The following is a 19,344-nucleotide window of genomic DNA, read 5'->3' on the forward strand; positions in this document are numbered from 1 at the left end:
ACGGCGGCTTTTGGCGCGTGGAGAAGGTCTAGAGGCCCAGGGCCGCGCGCGCGGCCGTCACGGTGGCCGCACGCAGCTCCTCGACGGGGGTGTCGGGGAACTGCATGGTGCAGTCCTGCATGCCGCCGAACGCCAGCACCGCGCGGGCCTGCTGCTCCAGCGTCGCCTCGGGGCCGAACACGAGCCGGGTCAGGCGGGCGCGCCAGGACAGCACGACGTCGATCAGGCCCAGCTCCGCGAGCGTGGTCAGCTCGGTGAGCAGCAGCATCATGTCGTTGCGGTGGCGGTGGTGGAAGTCGAAGAAGCCCTCGATCAGCTCGACCGGTGGCACGTCGTGGCGTTCCTCCATGCGCGCGAGGAACCCTTCGCCGTCGTCGAGCAGCGGGGTGACGATGCTGCGGACGAGCTCTTCTCGTGAGGCGAAGTGGTAGTAGAGCGCGGGTTTGGAGATCCCCAGGCGGTCGGCGATCTCCTGCAGGCTCGTCTGCTGCACGCCCTGATGTGCGAACAGTTCCCGGGCGGTCTGCATGATCCGCTGCTTGGTGTCGCTCTGTCGTGCCACGGGCCGAATCTTACTTAACGATCGGTAAGCCGCAGTGCTACAGTCGGCAGGATGACTTACCGACCGTTAAGTAAGGGGTTCTGACATGCGGATACTCGTTTCCGGGGCCAGCATCGCCGGCCCGGTGCTCGCCTACTGGCTGGTGCGGCACGGGCACGAGGTGACGGTGGTGGAGCGGTCGCCGGTGCTGCGCAAGACCGGCGGGCACGCGGTCGACCTGTTCAAGCCGGCCATGGACATCTCCGAACGCATGGGTGTGCTGCCGCGCATCGAGGCGCTGGCGACGGGGACCACGCGGCTGACGTACCTGCGTGAGGGCACGCGCAAGCCGATCAGCGCCGACGTGGCGAAGTTGTTCGCGGCCGCGTCGGACCGGCACGTCGAGGTCATGCGCGACGACCTGAGCGAGATCTACTACGACGCCACGCGCGCGGACGTCGAGTACGTGTTCGGCGACTCGATCACGTCCATCGGTGACGAGGTGGCCTTCGAGGTCGGTGCGCCCCGGCGGTTCGACCTGGTCATCGGCGCGGACGGGCTGCATTCGAACGTGCGGCGGCTCGTGTTCGGTGAGGTCGGCAAGACGTTCGTGGGTGCGTATCTGGCGGTGTTGTCCGTACCGCGGGATCTGGGTGTGGCGGGCGAGATGGCCGGGCACATCGGGCCGGGCCGTACCGCGGCGGTGTACGGCGCACGGCACCTGGACGACGCTCGCGCGGTGTTCCTGTTCCGTTCGCCCGAGCTCTCGTATCACCACCGGGACGTGCCGCGGCAGAAGCAGCTGCTGCGGGAGGCGTTCGCGGGGTTGCACCGCGAGGTCGACGGGTGGCTGGAGTACCTGGACGGCGACGGGGCGTTCTACTTCGACTCGATCACCCAGTTGCGCGAGGACACGTGGTCACGCGGACGGGTGGCACTGGTCGGGGACGCGGGCTACTGCCCCGGTCCGGCGGTCGGTGGCAGCACGAGCCTCGCGGTGCTGGGCGCGTATGTGCTGGCGGGCGAGTTGTCCACGGGCGTGGACTACCAGGCGGCGTTCGCGCGGTACGAGGACGAGATGCGCGACATCGTGCACGCCAGCAGGGCGTTCGCGCTCGGCACGGCCAAGACGTTGATCCCGTCCACCCGGCTGGGTGTGTCGGGGCTGGTGAGGGGCGCGCAGCTGCTGACGTCGTTGCCGTCGTGGCTGATCCGGCCGCTGGCCAAGCTCAACTCGAAGGGCGTGCGGATGCACGACTCGATGCGTGTCAAGGACTACGAGTGTCAGGGCGCCGCGACTGCGACGCCCTGACGCTCAGCCGGTCAGAACTGCAGGCTCCACTTGTCGAGGAACCCGGTGTCCTGGTTGGCGTTGTCGTTGACCCTCAGCTGCCAGGTGCCGTTGGCGACCTCGCTGGAGGCGTTGACGGTGTAGGTGGTGTTGATGTTGTCCGTGCCGCCGCCGGAGCGGTTGTGCAGGACGTAGACGGTGCCGTCCGGCGCCACCAGGTCCACCTTCAGGTCACCCTGGTAGGTGTGCTTGATGTCGACGGCGACCTTGAGCGTCGACGGGGCGTTGCCCGTCACACCGGACACCGTGATCGGGGAGTTGATCGTGGTGTTGTCCCTGACCTGGAAGTCCGCGGCGTTCTCGAAGAACTTGCCACCGGGGTCGGGCGGGGTGACGCCGCAGTACTGCGCTTCCTTGCCGATGGCCTCGTACGGGCAGTCGGCGCGGTCGAGCAGTTGCAGCACGGCCTCCTTGTTGCGGGCGGTCTGCGCCGGGATCACCTCGTCGGGCGGGTAGAAGCCGCCACCGCCGGCGCTGCCGGGGTACATCTCGAAGGTGTAGGCGAAGATGCCCTGTGCGCCCCACAGCCAGTCAGGGATCGACCCGTCGGTGATGTACAGGTCGCTGGACTGCTCGGGCGTGTAGTTGTTGGTCGACGCCATGGACTGGCCGATGGTGGCGAACGTGTTGCGCTGGTCCTGGGTCAGGCCCGGCGCGACGTCGTCGTAGGTCCAGCCCCACGGCCACAGGATGAGCTCGCTGTAGGTGTGGAAGTCGATGGCCGCGGTGATCTGCTGCTTGCCACCGACGTTGCGGCTGCGCACGAAGTCGGCCACGACCTTCACCTCGGGCGCGGACTCCGCGCTCGGCCCGCGGTAGGTGTCGGAACCGGTGCTGCCGCTGGAACCGCCGCAGCAGCCCCACTTGTAGGCCCAGTTGCGGTTGAGGTCGGTGCCGACGTTGGCCGAACCGGCGTTGGGCTGCCGGTTCTTGCGCCACGACCGGTAGCTGCCGGTCGCGATGTCGTACTCGCCGCCGTCGGGGTTGACGTCCGGGATGATCCAGACCTCGCGGGTGTCCAGCAGGCCCTTGATCCGCGCGTCGCTCGCGTACTGGGTCGTGAACTGGTTGACCAGGTACAGCGCCATCTCGACGGTGAGGTGCTCACGCGCGTGCTGGTGCGCGGTGAACAGCACCTCGGGCTCGTTCTCGTCGACCGCGACGTTGTCGCTGATCTTGAGCGCGAGGATGTCGCGGTTCTCGTAGGTCTTGCCGATGACCTGCTTGCTGATCAGATTCGGATACGCCGCGACGGCGTTGTTGATCGCCGTCGTCATCTCGGCGTAGTTGTGGTAGTTCGAGTCCGCGGCGGGGAAGTCGAACGGGCCGATGGCCGAGTTCGCGTCCATCCGCCTGGGCAGCTCGGTGACCTCGAACCCCTGTGCCTTCAGGTTCTTGGCCTCGCGCGCGGTCGCGGTGATCACGACGATGCCGTGCTCCTCGACCGAGTCGATGGCGGCACCGGACTTGGCGAGCTTGGTGCGCTGTTCAGCGGTGCGAACGTTGCTGACCTGGTAGTTCGTCGACGTTTCCTGGTCGCCTGGGGCCGCGCCGGTGGGCACGCCTCCCATGGCGAACACGACGCTCGCGGCGACGGTGACCCCGATCAGAGGTCTGAGATGGCTTTTTCGCATGCAGGGAAACCCTTTCGTACCACGGCAGGGACATGGCTCCGCAATGTTTAGTCCGTGTGAAGGCTCACTGTCATCCCGCCATCCGTATGGGGTTACCTGGCGGGATGACGCGCTACGACGTCGTGGAGGCCACCTCGTACCGGCTGGCCGCCGCCGGGGCGGAGCTGCGGAGGGTGCTGCGGCCGGGCGGTGTGGTGGTGCTGCGGTCGGGGTTCGCGGCGGGCCGGGAGCGGCTGCTGGCGGCGGCCTCCGTGGAGCCGGGGCCGGTGGTGGACCACCTGGATCTGCTGGTCCTCAGAACTGTCGGTGCCGTCTGAGACGCTTCTTCGTGTGGACGAGAAGACGCTGCTGCACCGGTATCTGAACGAGGCGCGCGAGGCGTTGCTGTGGAAGCTCGACGGCCTGTCGGACTACGACGTGCGGCGCCCGCTGACGCCGACGGGCACGAACCTGCTGGGCCTGGTGAAGCATGCGGCCGGCGTGGAGCTCAACTACTTCGGCCGCGTGTTCGACCGGCCGTTCCCCGGCCCTCCGCTGTGGTCGACCGCGGAGGCGTTACCGGCCTCGGACATGTACGCCGAGCCCGGCGAGTCCCGTGAGTCGGTCGTCGCCTTCTACGGGCGGGTGCGCACCTACGCCGACGAGACGATCGCGGCGTTGCCGGTGGACGCGCCGGGGGTGGTGCCGTGGTGGTCGCAGAGCCGCCGTGCCGTGACGTTGCGGGAGGTCCTGCTGGACGTGATCGTCGAGCTGCACCGCCACGCCGGGCACGCGGACGTGGTGCGGGAGCTCGTCGACGGCGCGGTGGGCATGCAGGACGGCAACACGAACATGCCCTCGGTGGATCAAACCTGGTGGATGGCGCACCACGCCCGGCTGGAGAAAATCGCCGCCGCGGCGGACCCGGCTCTGCGAGGGTGAGGGGCATGACCTCAGATCCGAAGACCTTCCTGCACCGCTACCTCAAGGTCGCCCGCGAGGCGTTCCTGTGGAAGCTCGACGGCCTCTCGGAGTACGACGTGCGCCGCCCGCTGACACCGACGGGCACGAACCTGCTGGGCCTGGCCAAGCACATGGCCGGTGTGGAGGCGGGCTATTTCGGTGACTGCCTGGGCCGCCCGTTCCCCGAGAAGCTGCCCTTCGACGTCGAGGCCGACCCGAACTCGGACATGTTCGCGACCGCGGACGAGTCGCGGGAGGACGTGCTGGGGTTGTTCGCGCGTGCGACGGCGTTCGCCGACACCAGCATCGAGGAGCTGCCGCTGGACGCGCCCGGTGTGGTGCCGTGGTGGCCGGAGGAGCGCAAGTACGTGACGTTGCAGCTGCTGCTGGTGCACGAGATCGCCGAGGTGAACCGGCACGCCGGGCACGCGGACATCCTGCGCGAGGGCCTCGACGGGATGGCCGGGTTGCGGGCGGGCAACTCGAACCTGCCGCAGCAGGACTGGCAGGCGCACTGGGACCGGGTGGAGCTGGAGGCGCGCAGGGCATCAGGGCAGGCGTGACCGCACGGGTCCGAGCTGGTTCAGCACCTGGGAAAGGTGGCTGACAGGTTCCGCGAGACGATCAATACTGCTGAGCATGGGTAAGGAATACGAGCGGATCGAGCCGCGGCTGCAGGAGTTCATCGCGAACCAGAAGGTGTTCTTCGTGGCCACCGCCCCGCTGACGGGTGACGGGCACGTCAACCTCTCGCCCAAGGGCCGGCAGGGCACGCTGCGGATCCTCGACGACCGCACGGTGGCCTACCTGGACTTCGGTGGCAGCCACGCCGAGACGATCGCGCATCTGCGGGAGAACGGGCGCGTCACGCTGATGTGGTGTGCGTTCGAGGGCCCGCCGAACATCGTGCGCGTGCACGGCCGCGGTGAGCCGGTGTTCCGCGACGATCCGCGCTTCGCCGAGCTGGTGACGGGGTTCGGGGAGGCGGACGGGCCGGCGTTGCGGGCGGTGATCGTGGTGACGGCGGAGCTGGTCAGCGACACGTGCGGGTTCGCGGTGCCGTTCATGGACTACCGCTCGGAGCGGGAGCTGCACGCGGACTACTTCGGCCGCAAGAGCGACGAAGAGTTCCGCGAGTACACGAACAAGAAGCCGTACAACATCGCGAGCATCGACGGCCTGCCCGCCATGGAGCTGCCACTGCCGCCCCGCTGAGAAATTCCGTCGGCGGGGATGTCGAGAACGCCGCCACGGCTCCGTCCCTGGGGCATGACGACGATGACGCAGAGCGAGATCACCGAGGTCCTGAACCGTCCGTACAGCAAGGAGCTGCTGCACCGCGACATGCTCAGGATGGCGTACGTGGCGAAGGACGGCACGCCGCGTGCGGTGCCGATCGCGCACGCCTGGAACGGCGCGCAGATCGTGCTGTGCACCTCGAAGAACGCGCCGAAGCTGCACGCGCTGCGGGCCAACCCGGTGGTGGCGCTGACGATCGACACCGAGGTGCACCCGCCGAAGATCCTGCTGATCCGCGGCACGGTCGAGCTGGACGAGGTCGACGGCATCCCGGACGAGTACCTGCAGATGAACGGCACCTACGAGATGACCGCGGAGCAGCGGGTCGAGTGGGAGCGCGAGGTCCGTTCGCTCTACGACGGCATGGTGCGGATCGTGGTGACACCGACGTGGGCGAAGCTGATCGACTTCGAGACGACGCTGCCCAGCGCGGTGCAGGAGCTGGTCGAGCGGCGGTCAGCTCGACAGGAAGCGGTCTAGGACGCGTACACCGAACTCCAGGCCCGCGACGGGTACGCGTTCGTCGACGCCGTGCGCCATCGCCCGGTAGTCGAAGTCCACGGGCAGCCGCAGTGGCGAGAAGCCGTAGCAGTGGATGCCCAGCCGGCTGAACGCCTTGGCGTCGGTGCCGCCGCCCAGGCAGTACGGCACGACGGCCGCGGCGGGGTCCTCGTCGCGCAGGGCGTCGGCCATCGCGGTGAACCAGGGCGTGTCGACGGGGGCCTCGACGGGCGGCTGGTGCTCGAGGAACTCCCGGGTCACGCCAGGCGGCAGCAGCGAGTCGATGGTGGCGACGAGCTCGTCGACGGTGCCGGGCAACGTGCGCACGTCGAGCTGCGCGGTGGCGGTGCCGGGGATGACGTTGACCTTGTAGCCGGCCTGCAGCATCGTCGGTGTCGTCGAGCAGCGCACGGTGTTCTCGGCCAGTTTCGCGGCGGGGCCGAGCCGGGCCAGCGTCGCGTCGACGTCGTCGAGATCGACCTCCACGCCCAGTGCCTTGCCGGCGCCGACGAGGAACGCCTCGACGGTCGGGGTGAGCCGGACGGGGTGCTGGTGCGCCGCGATCCGCGCCAGGGTGGTGGCCAGTGCCGTCACCGCGTTCTGGTCGTTGCGCCGTGACCCGTGCCCGGCGCGGCCGGTGGCGGTGAGCTTCATGTGCGACGTGCCGCGCTCGGCGGTGCCGATCGGGTACAGCCGTACGCCGTCGACGTCGTAGGAGAACGCGCCGGACTCGCTGATGGCCGCCTGCACCCCCGCGAAGTAGGCGGCGTGGTGCTCCACGAGCCAATGTGCCCCGTAGGCGCCTTGGTCTTCCTCGTCGGCCACGAACGCCAGCACGATGTCACGGCGTGGGCGGCGGCCCTCGGTGTGCCAGCGGTTGATCACGGCCAGCGTCATCGCGGCCATGTCCTTCATGTCGACCGCGCCCCTCCCGTGCACGAACCCGTCGCGGATCTCGCCGGCGAACGGGTCGAAGCTCCACTCGGCCGGGTCGGCGGGCACGACGTCGAGGTGCGACTGGACCAGCAGGGCGGGCAGCGACGGGTCGGTGCCCGCGATGCGCGCGAGGACGTTGGTGCGCCGCGGAGCCGGTTCGAGCAGCATCGGCTGCACGCCGTTGTCCTGCAGCAGGGCCGCGACGTGCTCGGCGGCCTCCCGCTCGCCGGCGGAGTCGCCGCCACCGCGGTTGGTGGTGTCGAAGCGGATGAGCTGCGCGCACACCTGCGCGACGTCCAGCGGCATGAATGCCACCGTATCCGGCGCCGTCGGGTGGAATTGTGACGGCCCTGTGCCGAGCCGTCGCCGTGGTCAGCCGTAGATGCCCTCGATCGCCCCGGCGGCGACGTGGGTGACGACCTTGAACGCCTTCATCGCCTCGGTCATCGACGTGGCGTCGAACCCGACGCGGCGCACCCCGGTCAGCTCCACGGTGGGCACGACCGCGGCGGCGTCGGCCAGGTGCGAGGCGTCGAACTCGACCTCGATGCGATGCGGTGCCACGACCCCGCCCGAACGCCCTGCGCCGGCCATCGCCGAGGTGGCCGCATCTGTGATCTGTGAAGAAGTCACTGCCGGTGGCAGGCACACGGCCGCGTACCGCGACACGCATTCCTTGACGGCCACGGTCCAGGCGGAGCCCGCATAGGACGCGGCATCGGAGCAGGTGAGGTCGTCACCGGTCACGAGCAGCACGGGAACGCCGTATTCGGCGGCCAGGGCGGCGTTGAGGCGGCCTTCGGAGGCGAGCACGCCGTCGAGCCACACGCCGGTGATCGAGTTCTCCAGGTAGGTGTGCGCGAGCACGCCGCGGGTGCCCGCGGCGGTGTGGTAGCCGAGAAAGACCACTCCGTCCACATCGGAGTCGATACCTTGCATCATCGACAACGGTTTGTGCCGGCCGGTGAGCAGGCGCGCCGAGGCGTGGAGGTCTTCGAGCAGGAGGTTGCGTTGCGAGGAATGCGCCTCGTTGACGATCACCTGCTCCGCTCCGCCCGCGACGAGGCCCGTGACGCAGGCGTTGACGTCCGCCGTGAACAGGCGCCGGAACCGTTGCCACTGTTCGGTACCGGGCAGGACGTCCCCGGTCCAGGTGACTCCGGTTGCGCCTTCCATGTCCGCCGAGATCATGATCCGCACATCTCGGTAAGTTAGCGGTGGGCTGCTGGGGAAGAGGGGTTTTCGTGCGGGTGAAGTTGTGCGCGTTGCTTGCAATAGCAACGACAGTGGGGCTTTCGGCACCTCCGGCATCGGCGCAGCAGCCGGTGGTCCTGAAGGTCGCGATCGTGCAGCAGATCGACTCGATGAACCCGTTCCTCGCGGTGTTCCAGTCGAGCACCGAGATCGGCCGGTTGATGTACGACTACCTGACCGCCTACGCCGCGGCGGACCAGTCGGTGACCGAGGGCCTGGCGAACAGATGGGAACCCTCACCCGACCGGCTGACGTGGACCTTCACGGTCCCCGAGGGCAAGAAGTGGTCCGACGGCGTGCCGATCACGGCCCGCGACGTCGCCTTCACCTACAACCTGATGCTGACCGACGAGGTCGCCAGGACCGCGAACGGCAGCTTCGTCACCAACTTCGCCCAGGTCAGCGCCCCGGACGACCGGACGGTGGTCATCAGGACCACGACGCCGCAGGTGACGATGCTGGCGCTGGACGTGCCGATCGTGCCCGAGCACGTGTGGTCGAAGGTCGGCAGCATCAAGGACTTCGCCAACGACCGGATGCCGGTGGTGGGCTCCGGGCCGTTCGTGCTGTCCGAGCACGTGCCGGGGCAGTTCATCAAGCTCAAGGCCAACAGGACCTACTGGCGTGGCGCGCCGAAGTACGACGAGCTGCACTTCGTGTACTTCCAGAACTCCGACGCCGCGGTGCAGGCGCTGGGCAAGGGCGAGATCGACCTGGTCAACCGGATGGCGCCGGCCCAGTTCGACTCGCTGGCCGGCAAGGCCGGTGTCACCCGCAACAAGGCGATGGGCCGCCGCTTCACCGAGCTGCTGATCAACCCCGGCGCGCAGAGCCGCACCGGTGAGCCGATCGGCGACGGCAGCCCGGTGCTGCGCGACGTGCGGGTGCGCCGGGCCATCGCGCAGGCCATCGACCTCGACGCCCTGGTGGCGCGGGTGAACCTCGGCTACGCGGAGAAGGGCGCCGGCCTCGTGCCGCCCGTGTTCGGCAAGTACCACTGGAAGCCGTCCGGGGCCGAGGCGCGCACGTTCGACCCGGTCGCGGCCGGCGCGGCGCTCGACGCCGCCGGGTATCCGCGCAAGGCCGACGGCACCCGGTTCCCGCTGCGGCTGATCGGCCGTGCGGGACGGGCCTACGACGAGCAGGCCAGCGAGTACCTCAAGCGGTCGATGAGCGACATCGGCGTCCCGCTCGACGTGCGGCTGGTGTCGGACAACCAGCTCAACGAGTCCACCACCGTGGCGACCTACGACCTGGCGTTCTCGGGCTGGTCGACGAACATCGACCCGGACTTCGTGCTGAGCCTGCACACCTGCGCGCAACGGCCGGGCGCGGACGGCAAGGGCGGTACGACCGACACCTACTTCTGCGACGAGACCTACGACCGGCTCTACGCCCAGCAGCTCTCGGAGTTCGACGAGGACCGGCGCGTCGAGATCGTGAAGCAGATGCAGGCGCGCTTCTACGACCAGGTGCCCGCCGTCGTGCTGGCCTACGAGAACGCGCTGGAGGGCTACCGGTCCGACCACTTCGCGAGGTTCACCACGCAGCCCGCGCAGGGCGGCGTGATCATGGCGCAGAACGGCATGTGGGGTTACTACGGCGCCGAACCCGCGCAGCGCGCCGCGCAGGCCGGCGGCACGGGCTGGACCGGGTTCGCGCTGGGCGGCGCGGCGGTCGCGACGCTGGTGCTGGCGTTCGTGGTGCTGGCGCGGCGGCGCGCGGCGACGGCAGGGGAGCGCGAGTAAGTGCGTCTGGCCGGTCGGTTCGGTGGTGCCGCGCTCAGCTTGCTGATGGTGGCGGTGCTGGGCTTCTTCCTGTTCCGGGTGGTGCCCGGCGACCCGGTGGTCTCGATGACCCGCGGTCGTCCGACCACGGCGGCGATGCAGGCCGAGCTGCGTGCGCAGTTCGGCCTGGACCGTCCGCTGCACGAGCAGTTCTGGAGCTACTTCACCTCGCTGCTGCAGGGTGATCTGGGCACGTCGTTCACGTTCCGCCGCCCGGTCTCCGAGGTGATCGGGGAGCGGCTGGGGCCGACGTTGCTGCTGGTGGGCACGGCGACGCTGATCGCGGTGCTGCTGGGGTTGTGGCTCGGGATGCGGGCGGCGTGGCGGCGGGACTCGTTGTTCGACAAGGTCACGACGGGGGTGTCGCTGACGTTGTGGGCGGTGCCGACGTTCTGGCTGGGCATGCTGCTGATGATGGCGACGGGGGACCTGTTCCCGTCGAGGGGCATGCGCGACACCGACACGGCGCCGGACTTCGTCTCGCAGGCCCTTGATGTGGGCCATCACCTGGTGCTGCCGTCGGTGACGCTGGTCGCGGTGGTGTGCGCGGAGTACGCGCTGGTGATGCGGTCGTCGTTGCTGGAGGAGATGCACGCCCCCTACCTGACGACGGCGCGCGCCAAGGGCCTGCGTGATGACCTGGTGCGGCGCCGCCACGCGGTGCCGAACGCGGTGCTGCCGGCGATCACGCTGGTGTTCCTGCGGTTCGGGCTGGTGGTGGCCGGGGCGATCACGACGGAGACGGTGTTCTCCTGGCCGGGTCTGGGGCTGTTGTTCTACGACGCGCTGACCGGGCCGGACTACTTCCTGCTGCAGGGGCTGCTGGTGGTGACGGCGGGCGCGGTCGTGGTGATGAACCTGCTGGCCGACCTGCTGCACGGGGTCCTGGATCCACGGGTGAAGGTCGTATGAGCAGGTTCGACAGGACAGGCCTCGCCGGTGCCGGGGTCCTCGCGGTCGCGGCGCTGGTGGCGTTGGTCGCGCCGCTGCTGATCGACGCGGAGTCGCTGGACGTCACACGGGTGACGGCCGGCGCGTGGCAGGCGCCCGGCGCCGGGCATTGGCTGGGCACCGACCACACGGGACGGTCGGTGGCGTTGCTGATGGCGCAGGGCACGGGCACGTCGTTGTTCGTCGGGCTGACGGCGGCGGTGCTCTCGGTCGGGATCGGCACGCTCGTCGGGATCGTGAGCGGTCATTTCGGCGGTCTGCTGGCGGGGGCGTTGCTGCGGGTCACGGACTTCTTCCTGGTGCTGCCGGCGCTGGTGCTGGCGATCGCGCTGTCGACGGTGCTGCCACGCGGGCTGGGCACGATCGTGCTGGCGATCGGGCTGACGAGCTGGCCGTCGACGGCACGGATGGTGCGCGCGCAGACGCTGACGATCGAGGCCCGTCCGTTCGTGGAACGCGCACGGGCGCTCGGCGGCGGCCACGGCCACGTCATCGCACGGCACGTGGTGCCGTCGGTGGTGCCGCTGGTGCTGGTCAACGCGACGCTGGCGGTGGCGTCGGCGATCGTGGCGGAGTCGACGCTGGCGTTTCTGGGGCTGGGTGATCCGACGCGGATCTCGTGGGGCGCGATGCTGCACCAGGCCCAGCTGCACGGGGCGGTGCCGCAGCAGGCGTGGTGGTACCTGCTGCCGCCGGGGCTGGCGATCGTGGTCGTGGTGCTGGCGTTCACGCTCGTCGGGCGGGCGCTTGAAGCCGTTGTGACGCCGAAGAGGTGAATCCGATGCTGGAGTTGAAGAACCTCTCCGTCCACTACGGACCGAAACGCGTCGTGAGCGAGGTGGACCTGACGCTCGCGCCGGGCCAGACGCTCGGGCTGGCGGGCGAGTCGGGGTCGGGCAAGTCGACGGTGGCGATGTCGGTGCTGCGGCTGCTGCCCAAGGCCGCGCGGGTGCAGGGCGAGATCCTGCTCGATGGCGACGACGTGCGGACGATGTCGTGGGGCCGGTTGCGGGCGGTGCGGTGGGCGTCGGCGTCGATCGTGTTCCAGGGCGCGATGCACTCGCTCAACCCCGTGCGCCGCGTCGGTGACCAGATCGCCGAGCCGATGCGGCTGCACGGCACGCGCGGCGGCGTGGCCGAGCTGCTGGAGCAGGTGGAGCTGCCGCGGGAGAAGGCACGGGCCTATCCGCACGAGCTCTCGGGCGGGCAGCGGCAGCGGGTGATGATCGCGATGGCGCTGGCGTGCGGGCCGCGGCTGGTGATCGCGGACGAGCCGACGACGGCGCTGGACGTGGTGGTGCAGGCGCAGGTGCTGGCGGTGATGAAACGCCTGGTCGCCGAGCAGGACCTCGGGTTGCTGATGATCAGCCACGACCTGTCGGTGCTCGCCGAGACGTGTGACGAACTGGCGGTGATGCATCGCGGCGAGGTGGTCGAACGGGGCCGCACCCGTGAGGTGATCGCGAACCCGCGCCATCCGCACACGGCGGCGTTGACGGCGGCGTTCCCGGTGATCGGCGATCCGGCGCACCGCTGGGCCGAGCCCGCCCCGGCGCCGGAGCCGTTGCTGCAGGTGCGGGATCTGGTGGTGGACTACGGGCGCACGCGCGCGGTCGACGGGGTGGACCTGACGATCGGGCGGGGCGAGATCGTGGCGCTGGTCGGCCAGTCCGGATCCGGCAAAACGACACTGGCCCGTACCATAATGGGGCTGCGGAAGCCGTCCTCCGGTCGGGTGATCTTCGACGGCGCCGAGGTGGCTCGCACGGGCAAGGCGCTCAAGGCCTTCCGGCGCCAGGTACAGCTGGTGCTCCAAGATCCTTCCAGCGCGCTCAACCCGCGGCACACGGTGTTCGACGCGGTCGCCGAGGGACTGCGTGTGCACGGCCTGGCCGATGAGCAGGAAGCCCTGGTCACGGCCGCTGTGGAACGCGCGGAGCTGCGCCCGGCGAGCCTGTACCTCGAGGCTCTGCCGCACGAGCTGTCGGGGGGTCAGCAGCAGCGGGTGGTGATCGCCGGGGCACTGGTGCTGCAGCCCCGTCTGCTGGTGGCCGACGAGCCCGTCGCGTCCCTGGACGCCTCGGTGCGAGGCGAGATCGTGGCGCTGCTGCTCCGGTTGCGCCGGGAACTGGGCCTTGCTTCATTGATCATCACGCACGACCTAGGGCTGGCGTGGCAGATCGCCGACCGGGTCGCGGTGATGCATCAGGGGAAAATCGTGGAACAAGGCTCAGTGGAACAAGTCCTCCTCACCCCCTCTCACGACTACACGCGCGCCCTGCTGCGCGCGGTGCCGCAGGTCTGAGCGTGATCCCGCTCGAACACGCCCGGTGCCGGGCCGCGCTGACGCCAGCCGAGATCGGGCGGGGCGGCGCCGACGGCTGGGTGGCCGTCGACGAGGTGCCGGCGCTGGCGCGGCTGGCGTGGCAGGACCTGGGCCGCCCGCCCGGTGTCCTGGGTGAGCTCGCGCAGGCCAGCGAGCGCGAGCACGTGCTGGAGCTGTGCCGGATCCTGGCCTCGACCTGCCGTGCCGACACCGCGGCCGTGTGGCGGTATCTGGCCGCCGACTTCGACCGCACCGGCGAACGCTCCGACGGCAGGCAGCGGTTCCTGCTGGACCGGGCGATGCGCGGCGAGGGCATGAACTGGCACGACTACTCGGCGCTGATGGGCGTCGCCCGCCCGGAGGAGGTCGACGCGGCGTTCGACCGCGGCGAGGACATGGTCGGCGTGGCGGTCATCGGCCTGGCCCTGTCGCATCCGGACCCGCTGGTGGCGTCGCGGCGGGTGGCCCGCGCGCTGGACCACGACCGCCTCGAGGTCCGCCGCCAGGGCGCGACGGCGCTGGCGCACGTGGCCCGCATCCACGGGGTGGTGTCGCGGGAGTGCCTGCAGGTGCTGCGCCGCCACCCCGACGAGGTGGCCGAGGACGACCTGTGGACGTTCATCGCGCACCGCCGGTTGCCGGCGTGGTTGTGGTGGCGGCGGATCAGGTCGCGAGCAGGGCGGCGAGTTCCGCGCGCACGGCGGTCTCGGTTACGTGGTCGCGCTGCCCCACGGCCCGGCGCAAGGCGTCCTCGAAGTGCCGGCGGGCCAGCACGGGATCGCCCGCCGCCTTCGCGACGCGGCCCCGTTCCACGGCGATGTGGCAGCGCATCTGATCCGGCCCGTACCAGCCGCCCGGGCACCGCTCCCACGCCTGGTCGCACTCCTGCCGGGCGGTCGCGTAGTCACCGGTGACGCGGGCGAGCTCGGCCAGCCCGAGGTGGGCACCGGCCTGCACCACGAGCGCTCCGGCGCGCCGCGCCAAGGTGAGCGCGAGGCGGAAGTCGGTGCGCGCCCCGTCGACGTCGCCGGCGAGCAGGGTGGCCTGCGCACGGCCGATGACGGCCTCGGCCGTGTCCTCGGTGGCGCCGAGCTCGTCGAGCAGGCCGCGGCCCCGTTCGATGTGGACCAGGGCGCCCGCGGCGTCGCCTCGCGTCAGGGCGATCTCGCCGAGCTGGTTGAACGCCAGCGCCGCGCCCCAGCGGTCGCCGATCCGCGTGAACGCCGCCGCGGCGTGCGCCAGCAGGTCGGCGGCCGCCGCCGGGTCGCCTGCCAGGCGTGCCACGAGACCGTGGCCGGCCAGCGCGAGCGCGGCGCTCCACGGGTCGTCGCCGAGCAGCCGTACGCGGCGGTTCCACACCTGGGAGTCGCCTTGCGGCGCGCCGAGCGCCATGCCCCACAACATGGTCATGATCGGGTAGCGCGGCGGGTCGACGAGCCTGTCCATCAGCGCGTCGGCCTGGCGGATGCGGGCGCTCTGGTCACCGGTGGCGACGGGCCAGGCGATCAGCAGGCACAGCGCGTACTCCTGTTCGTGGCCGTGCGGCGGGGTCTCGCCGCACGCGTGCAGCACGGCCTCGGCCTGCTGGGCGGCCTCGGTGCGCAGGCCGCGGAACCAGTAGTAGGTGGCGAGCGCGGCCACGAGTTCCAGGGCGAGGCGCACCTTGTGGCGGGTGGCCCAGGTGACGGCGGCGACGAGGTTGTCGTGGTCGGCGGCGAGCCGGGAGAGCCATGCGATCTGGTCGTGGGCGCGCAGGTGCGGTTCGGCCCGCTGCGCCTGTTCCAGGAACCAGCGCGCGTGCCGTTCTGCCAGGTCCGGGGCGTGGGTGGCGCAGAACGCGCGGATGGTGTCGAGCATCCGGTAGCGGTCGTCGACGACTTCGACGAGTGACTTGTCCGCCAGCGAGGTGAGCGTGTCGACCTCGGACTGGCACACGGCGGTGACGGCGTCGAGGCGCGCGCCGCCGGAGAACACGGTGAAGCGGGCGGCGAGGTCGCGTTCGGCGTCGGTGAGCAGCTCCCAGCTCCACTCCACGACGGCGTGCAGCGTGCGGTGGCGGGGCGCTGCCGTGCGGCTGCCCTTGGACAGCAACCGGAACCTGTCGTCGAGACGGGCGGCGATCTCGGCCAGCGGCAGGGTCCGGACGCGGGCGGCGGCGAGCTCGATCGCCAGTGCGATCCCGTCCAGCCGCCGGCACACCTCGGCGACGACGCCCAGATCGGCGTGGAACCCCGGCTTCACGGCCTGCGCGCGGTCCAGGAACAGCCGGGTCGCCGCGTCGTCGTCCAGCGCGGCCACGGGGCTCAGGGTCTCGCCGGTGATGCCGAGCGGTTCCCGGCTCGTGGCGAGCACCCGCACGTCCGGGCACGAGGCGAGGACGGCGCCGAGCACGCGGGCGGCGTCGTCGATGACGTGTTCGCAGTTGTCCACGACCAGCACGACGTCGCGTGCCGCCAGCGCGGCGCGCAGCCGGTCCTCGACGCCGACCGCTCCCGCCGCCAGCAGCCCGGCCTCGCGCACCCCGAGGCCGTCGAGCAGCGCGCGGGCGACGTCGGTGGTGGCGCTGAGGTCGACGAACGCCACCTCGCCCGGTTCGCGGTGCGCGACCTCGACGGCGAGCCGCGTCTTGCCGGTGCCGCCGGGGCCGATGAGCGTGACGAGCCGGTTGTCGCGCAGCCACTTCGACACCCGCCGCAGGTCCTCGTCGCGGCCCACAAAGCTGGTGAGCTGCGCGGGCACGCCCCGGTGCGGTGCCTGCGCCCGCAGCACCTCCAGGTGAGCGGCGGCGAGCGCGGGGGAGGGATCGACGCCGAGTTCGCCGGCCAGCAGCTCCCGGCCCTGCGCGAACACCTCCAGCGCCTCGCCCTGGCGGCCGTCGCGGTGCAGCGACCGCATCAGCGCCGCCCGCAGGTCCTCCCGCAACGGGTGCTGCGCCAGCAGGTCCCGCAGCTGCGCCGTGGTACCACCGGACAACGTGCAGCCGATGAGCACTTCGGTCAGGTTCTGCCGTGCCACCTGCACGAACGGCGCGTCGACGTCCGCCAGCGCCGGCCCGCGCCACAACGCGAGCGCCTGCGCGGCCCGTCCGGCCGCGAGCAGCTCCGCGCAGTGCAGGTGATCCACCTCCGACGGCCCGGCGACCAGCCGGTAGCCCGCCGGGTGGTGCTCGATCACCAGCCCCGGCACCGCGCGGCGCAACCGCGACACCTGCGACTGCAGGGCGTTGGCCGCCCCCGCGGGAGGGTCGGCGTACAAGCCGCCAATCAGCTGGTCGTGCCCCACGATCCGCCCAGCGTCGAACACGAGCATCGCCAGCAGCGCACGCTGCCGCGGCGCCGCGACCTCCACGCCGTCGACCAGCACCGGACCGAGCACCCCGAACCTCACAGGAGGTGATTGTTCCCGAGTCCGGAGATCGGTGAGACCGGAACCGGCACTGCGCTGAATAGGTCGACTATCGATGCGTTCCGGTGACCGGGCGTATCAGCGTGACCACGTGCGGTCTCCTTCCGTTCAGTCGGGGACGAAACCCATCGAGCGGAGAAGCATGAGACCCAGCATCACGGTCGGCGCCGCACTAGCGGCCACCGTGGCACTCGCCATCCCTGCGCACGCGGCCACCGGCAACCTGCCCGGCGGCACCAGCATCGGGGTCACCATCACCGGCCCGGCGAACAACACCGTCGTCGTACCGGGCCCGGTCACCGTCACCGGCCAGGCCTCGATCGGCACGGGGGTCGCGGTGGTCGACACCGCGCTGACCTACGTGCTCGACGTGTCCGGCTCCACGCAGGCCGGCGTCACCGCGGGCTGCGGCGGTGACCAGAACGGCGACGGCCAGCCCGCCACGATCCTCGACTGCGAGATCGCCGCCGCCCGGTCCCTCAACACCAAGGCCGCCGCGCCCAACACCGTCGTCGGCAGCGTCGGCGCCGCCGTGTTCGGCTCGCTGGGCGCACCGCTGGACGTCAGCCCGGACGCAGGCGACCAGAAGGTCGTCGCGCCCACCGCCGACGCCAACGGCAACGGCACCTCCGACATCTCCGAAGCGCTCGGCGGCGTGCAGTTCGGCGGCGCCCAGCTCTTCACCGCCCGCAGTGTCGGCGGCGGCACCAACTACACCGAAGGCCTGACCGCCGGCCTCGCCTCGGCCACCGCCGCGCCGCAGCAGCGCAAGCTGATGATCTTCCTCTCCGACGGTGCCGGCTCCGGTGCCGTCGACGCTCTGCTGCAGCAGGCCAACGACGCCGGCATCAAGATCTTCACCTTCGCCGTGTCCAACGGCGTCGCCTGCGGCCTGGCGAGCGCCCCGAACTCGTTGCGCAAGATCGCCGAGACCACCGGCGGCACCTGCACCGAGGTCCCGGACGTCTCCCAGCTGCCCGACGTCGTGCCCGGCGTGATCGCCTCCAAGCTCACGCAGCTGACGCTGAAGGTCGACGAGGGCGCGGACCTCCCGATCACCTCCATCGCGCCGGCCCTGCCCCAGGACGGCCCCGCCAACGTCGACTACACCGTCGACACCCCGGCGCTGACCGCGGGCACGCACAAGCTGTGCGTCACCGCGCGCGGCACCGATGGCGGCGGAGCCGGTGACGTGACCGAATGCGTCACCGTCAAGGTCAACGCCCCGCCCGTGGTCAAGGCCGGTGGCCCGTACGCGGGCCAGGAAGGCACCGGCGTCGGACTGGCCGGCCTGGTGACCGACCCCGACGGCCCGTCACTGACCACGGCGTGGACCGCGACCCCGCAGTCCGGTGTGGACGCGGGCGCGACCTGCTCGTTCGGCAACGCCGCCGCGCAGACCACGACGGTCAAGTGCACCGATGACGGCGTGTGGGAGCTCAAGCTGACCGCGAACGACGGCGTCAACCCGCCGGTCACCGCGACCACCACGCTCACGCTGTCCAACCTCGCCCCGCAGACCACGCTGAGCGCGAACAACACGCTCGTCACCCGCGGCACGACGGTGAACTTCACCGCGCCGTTCACCGACATCGCCACCAACGACAAGCACACCTGCACGTTCGACTTCGACGACGGCTCCCCGGTCGTGAACGGCGCCGTCGCCCAAGGCGCCGGTAGCGGCACCTGCACCGGCTCACGCACGTTCACCGCGCTGGGCGCGCACAACGTCCTGGTGAGGGTGACCGACGATGATGGCGCCTCCGCCACCGCGGTCGTGAAGGTCGTCGTCTACCTGCGCGGCGAGGCGTGGGCACTGGGCGCGACCGGCCTGATCACCATCGCCAAGACCCCGCACGCCCAGTGCCCGCCCAACGAGGACAAGACCGTCGCCTCGGTCAACGTCCTGGGCCTGGCGTCGGTGAACGCCCTGCACGCCGACTGCACCCTCGACGCGAACACCGGCCGCACCGTGGCATCCGCACGGGTGGAGGGAGCGTCACTGCTCGGTGGGGCGATCAAGCTCAACGCCATCGAGGCCAAGTGCGTCAGTGACGCGAACGGCGTCACCGGCTCGTCGAAGGTGGGCACGCTCAACGGCCAGCCCATCGGCACCGGCCCCGCCACCGTCGGCATCCCCGGTGTCGCGACCGTGCACCTCAACGAGACCACGACCGGACCGAACGGCCGGCTGATCCAGAACGCCGTCCGGGTCCGCACGCTGCTCGGCCAGGAGATCATCCTGTCGGCCTGCCGCCTGGGCTGACCCGCTGTACCGCTGGGAGGAGCCCCGAGCTCCTCCCAGCGGTGTGGCCCGGAAGGTTGCCGGGGGAATTCGGGGTCAGACGGGTGCATCGTGGTGTCGCCCCCACGTCCTCATACTGGACCGTATGGGGGCGTGGGGGCGGCGCCGCGAG

General features: G+C 70.7%; 17 protein-coding genes. 11 read left to right on the top strand and 6 right to left on the bottom strand.

Annotated features, from left to right (window positions below):
* Window positions 1-28: 28 nt before the first annotated feature.
* Window positions 29-562, bottom strand: coding sequence for a TetR/AcrR family transcriptional regulator (locus IG04_RS0104515; protein WP_030475237.1), 534 nt, complete (start codon window positions 560-562; stop codon window positions 29-31).
* Between the two features lie 85 nt (window positions 563-647).
* Here IG04_RS0104515 and IG04_RS0104520 point away from each other — a divergent pair, with 85 nt between their 5' ends.
* Complete coding sequence (locus IG04_RS0104520; RefSeq protein ID WP_030475238.1) at window positions 648-1,853, top strand: FAD-dependent monooxygenase; 1,206 nt, start codon at window positions 648-650, stop codon at window positions 1,851-1,853.
* Between the two features lie 11 nt (window positions 1,854-1,864).
* On the opposite strand, the gene IG04_RS0104525 is transcribed toward IG04_RS0104520, so the two are convergent.
* The gene (locus tag IG04_RS0104525; protein WP_030475239.1) at window positions 1,865-3,526 is read right to left on the bottom strand and encodes a M14 family metallopeptidase; all 1,662 of its coding nucleotides are present in this window, start codon (window positions 3,524-3,526) and stop codon (window positions 1,865-1,867) included.
* A gap of 104 nt (window positions 3,527-3,630) precedes the next feature.
* Between IG04_RS0104525 and IG04_RS44945 the strand changes: the two genes are divergently transcribed.
* The 5 genes from IG04_RS44945 (at window position 3,631) to IG04_RS0104550 (ending at window position 6,247) form a co-directional block, all read left to right on the top strand.
* Complete coding sequence (locus tag IG04_RS44945) at window positions 3,631-3,843, top strand: hypothetical protein (RefSeq protein WP_030475240.1); 213 nt, start codon at window positions 3,631-3,633, stop codon at window positions 3,841-3,843.
* Window positions 3,844-3,856: 13 nt separating this feature from the next.
* A complete protein-coding gene (locus IG04_RS0104535; RefSeq protein WP_030475241.1) occupies window positions 3,857-4,447 on the top strand; it encodes a DinB family protein in 591 nt (196 codons plus the stop codon).
* Between the two features lie 5 nt (window positions 4,448-4,452).
* Window positions 4,453-5,031 (top strand): DinB family protein, encoded by a 579-nt coding sequence (locus IG04_RS0104540; protein ID WP_030475242.1) that lies wholly within the window; start codon window positions 4,453-4,455, stop codon window positions 5,029-5,031.
* Between the two features lie 76 nt (window positions 5,032-5,107).
* Window positions 5,108-5,683 (top strand): pyridoxamine 5'-phosphate oxidase family protein, encoded by a 576-nt coding sequence (locus IG04_RS0104545; RefSeq protein ID WP_030475243.1) that lies wholly within the window; start codon window positions 5,108-5,110, stop codon window positions 5,681-5,683.
* A 63-nt stretch (window positions 5,684-5,746) separates the two neighbouring features.
* Window positions 5,747-6,247 (top strand): pyridoxamine 5'-phosphate oxidase family protein, encoded by a 501-nt coding sequence (locus IG04_RS0104550; RefSeq protein ID WP_030475244.1) that lies wholly within the window; start codon window positions 5,747-5,749, stop codon window positions 6,245-6,247.
* Here the strand turns inward: IG04_RS0104550 and IG04_RS0104555 are convergent.
* Together IG04_RS0104555 and IG04_RS0104560 are read right to left on the bottom strand one after the other, a co-directional pair.
* On the bottom strand, window positions 6,224-7,510 hold the full coding sequence (locus IG04_RS0104555; protein WP_030475245.1) for a M20/M25/M40 family metallo-hydrolase: 1,287 nt from the start codon (window positions 7,508-7,510) through the stop codon (window positions 6,224-6,226). The two genes, IG04_RS0104550 and IG04_RS0104555, sit on opposite strands and share 24 nt — an antisense overlap.
* 66 nt (window positions 7,511-7,576) lie before the next feature.
* Window positions 7,577-8,404, bottom strand: a complete 828-nt coding sequence (locus IG04_RS0104560) for a M55 family metallopeptidase (protein WP_030475246.1) — start codon at window positions 8,402-8,404, stop codon at window positions 7,577-7,579.
* Between the two features lie 125 nt (window positions 8,405-8,529).
* Between IG04_RS0104560 and IG04_RS0104565 the strand changes: the two genes are divergently transcribed.
* From IG04_RS0104565 to nikE, 4 genes are read left to right on the top strand one after another with little or no spacing between them, the layout of a single operon-like run.
* Window positions 8,530-10,206 carry an ABC transporter substrate-binding protein gene (locus IG04_RS0104565; RefSeq protein WP_248782515.1) on the top strand — a complete coding sequence of 559 codons (1,677 nt, stop codon included), beginning with the start codon at window positions 8,530-8,532 and terminating at the stop codon, window positions 10,204-10,206.
* Window positions 10,207-11,157 (top strand): ABC transporter permease, encoded by a 951-nt coding sequence (locus tag IG04_RS0104570; protein WP_036013679.1) that lies wholly within the window; start codon window positions 10,207-10,209, stop codon window positions 11,155-11,157.
* Window positions 11,154-11,972, top strand: coding sequence for an ABC transporter permease (locus IG04_RS0104575; protein WP_051768891.1), 819 nt, complete (start codon window positions 11,154-11,156; stop codon window positions 11,970-11,972). The genes IG04_RS0104570 and IG04_RS0104575 overlap by 4 nt, the downstream gene beginning before the upstream one ends.
* A gap of 5 nt (window positions 11,973-11,977) precedes the next feature.
* Window positions 11,978-13,501: a nickel ABC transporter ATP-binding protein NikE gene (gene nikE, locus IG04_RS0104580; RefSeq protein WP_036013787.1), complete on the top strand. Its 1,524-nt coding sequence runs from the start codon at window positions 11,978-11,980 to the stop codon at window positions 13,499-13,501.
* Here the strand turns inward: nikE and IG04_RS0104585 are convergent.
* Both IG04_RS0104585 and IG04_RS0104590 read right to left on the bottom strand, forming a co-directional pair.
* Entirely contained in the window at window positions 13,462-14,151 is a 690-nt protein-coding gene (locus IG04_RS0104585) for a hypothetical protein (protein WP_030475251.1), read from the bottom strand. The two genes, nikE and IG04_RS0104585, sit on opposite strands and share 40 nt — an antisense overlap.
* A gap of 34 nt (window positions 14,152-14,185) precedes the next feature.
* Window positions 14,186-16,909 carry an AfsR/SARP family transcriptional regulator gene (locus IG04_RS0104590; protein WP_051768893.1) on the bottom strand — a complete coding sequence of 908 codons (2,724 nt, stop codon included), beginning with the start codon at window positions 16,907-16,909 and terminating at the stop codon, window positions 14,186-14,188.
* A 160-nt stretch (window positions 16,910-17,069) separates the two neighbouring features.
* On the opposite strand from IG04_RS0104590, the gene IG04_RS0104595 reads away from it, so the two are divergent.
* The gene (locus IG04_RS0104595) at window positions 17,070-19,193 is read left to right on the top strand and encodes a choice-of-anchor P family protein (protein WP_030475253.1); all 2,124 of its coding nucleotides are present in this window, start codon (window positions 17,070-17,072) and stop codon (window positions 19,191-19,193) included.
* Window positions 19,194-19,344 lie beyond the last annotated feature (151 nt).

The organism is Lentzea albidocapillata, from assembly GCF_000719115.1.
In the GTDB taxonomy this organism is placed as follows: Bacteria; Actinomycetota; Actinomycetes; order Mycobacteriales; family Pseudonocardiaceae; genus Lentzea; species Lentzea albidocapillata.

Coding starts and splice junctions, on each gene's coding strand:
- IG04_RS0104575 (WP_051768891.1), top strand. CDS start 11,154: ATGAGCAGGTTCGACAGGACAGGCCTCGCCGGTGCCGGGGTCCTCGCG.
- nikE (WP_036013787.1), top strand. CDS start 11,978: ATGCTGGAGTTGAAGAACCTCTCCGTCCACTACGGACCGAAACGCGTC.
- IG04_RS0104540 (WP_030475242.1), top strand. CDS start 4,453: ATGACCTCAGATCCGAAGACCTTCCTGCACCGCTACCTCAAGGTCGCC.
- IG04_RS44945 (WP_030475240.1), top strand. CDS start 3,631: ATGACGCGCTACGACGTCGTGGAGGCCACCTCGTACCGGCTGGCCGCC.
- IG04_RS0104555 (WP_030475245.1), bottom strand. CDS start 7,510: ATGCCGCTGGACGTCGCGCAGGTGTGCGCGCAGCTCATCCGCTTCGAC.
- IG04_RS0104525 (WP_030475239.1), bottom strand. CDS start 3,526: ATGCGAAAAAGCCATCTCAGACCTCTGATCGGGGTCACCGTCGCCGCG.
- IG04_RS0104595 (WP_030475253.1), top strand. CDS start 17,070: ATGAGACCCAGCATCACGGTCGGCGCCGCACTAGCGGCCACCGTGGCA.
- IG04_RS0104520 (WP_030475238.1), top strand. CDS start 648: ATGCGGATACTCGTTTCCGGGGCCAGCATCGCCGGCCCGGTGCTCGCC.
- IG04_RS0104550 (WP_030475244.1), top strand. CDS start 5,747: ATGACGCAGAGCGAGATCACCGAGGTCCTGAACCGTCCGTACAGCAAG.
- IG04_RS0104545 (WP_030475243.1), top strand. CDS start 5,108: ATGGGTAAGGAATACGAGCGGATCGAGCCGCGGCTGCAGGAGTTCATC.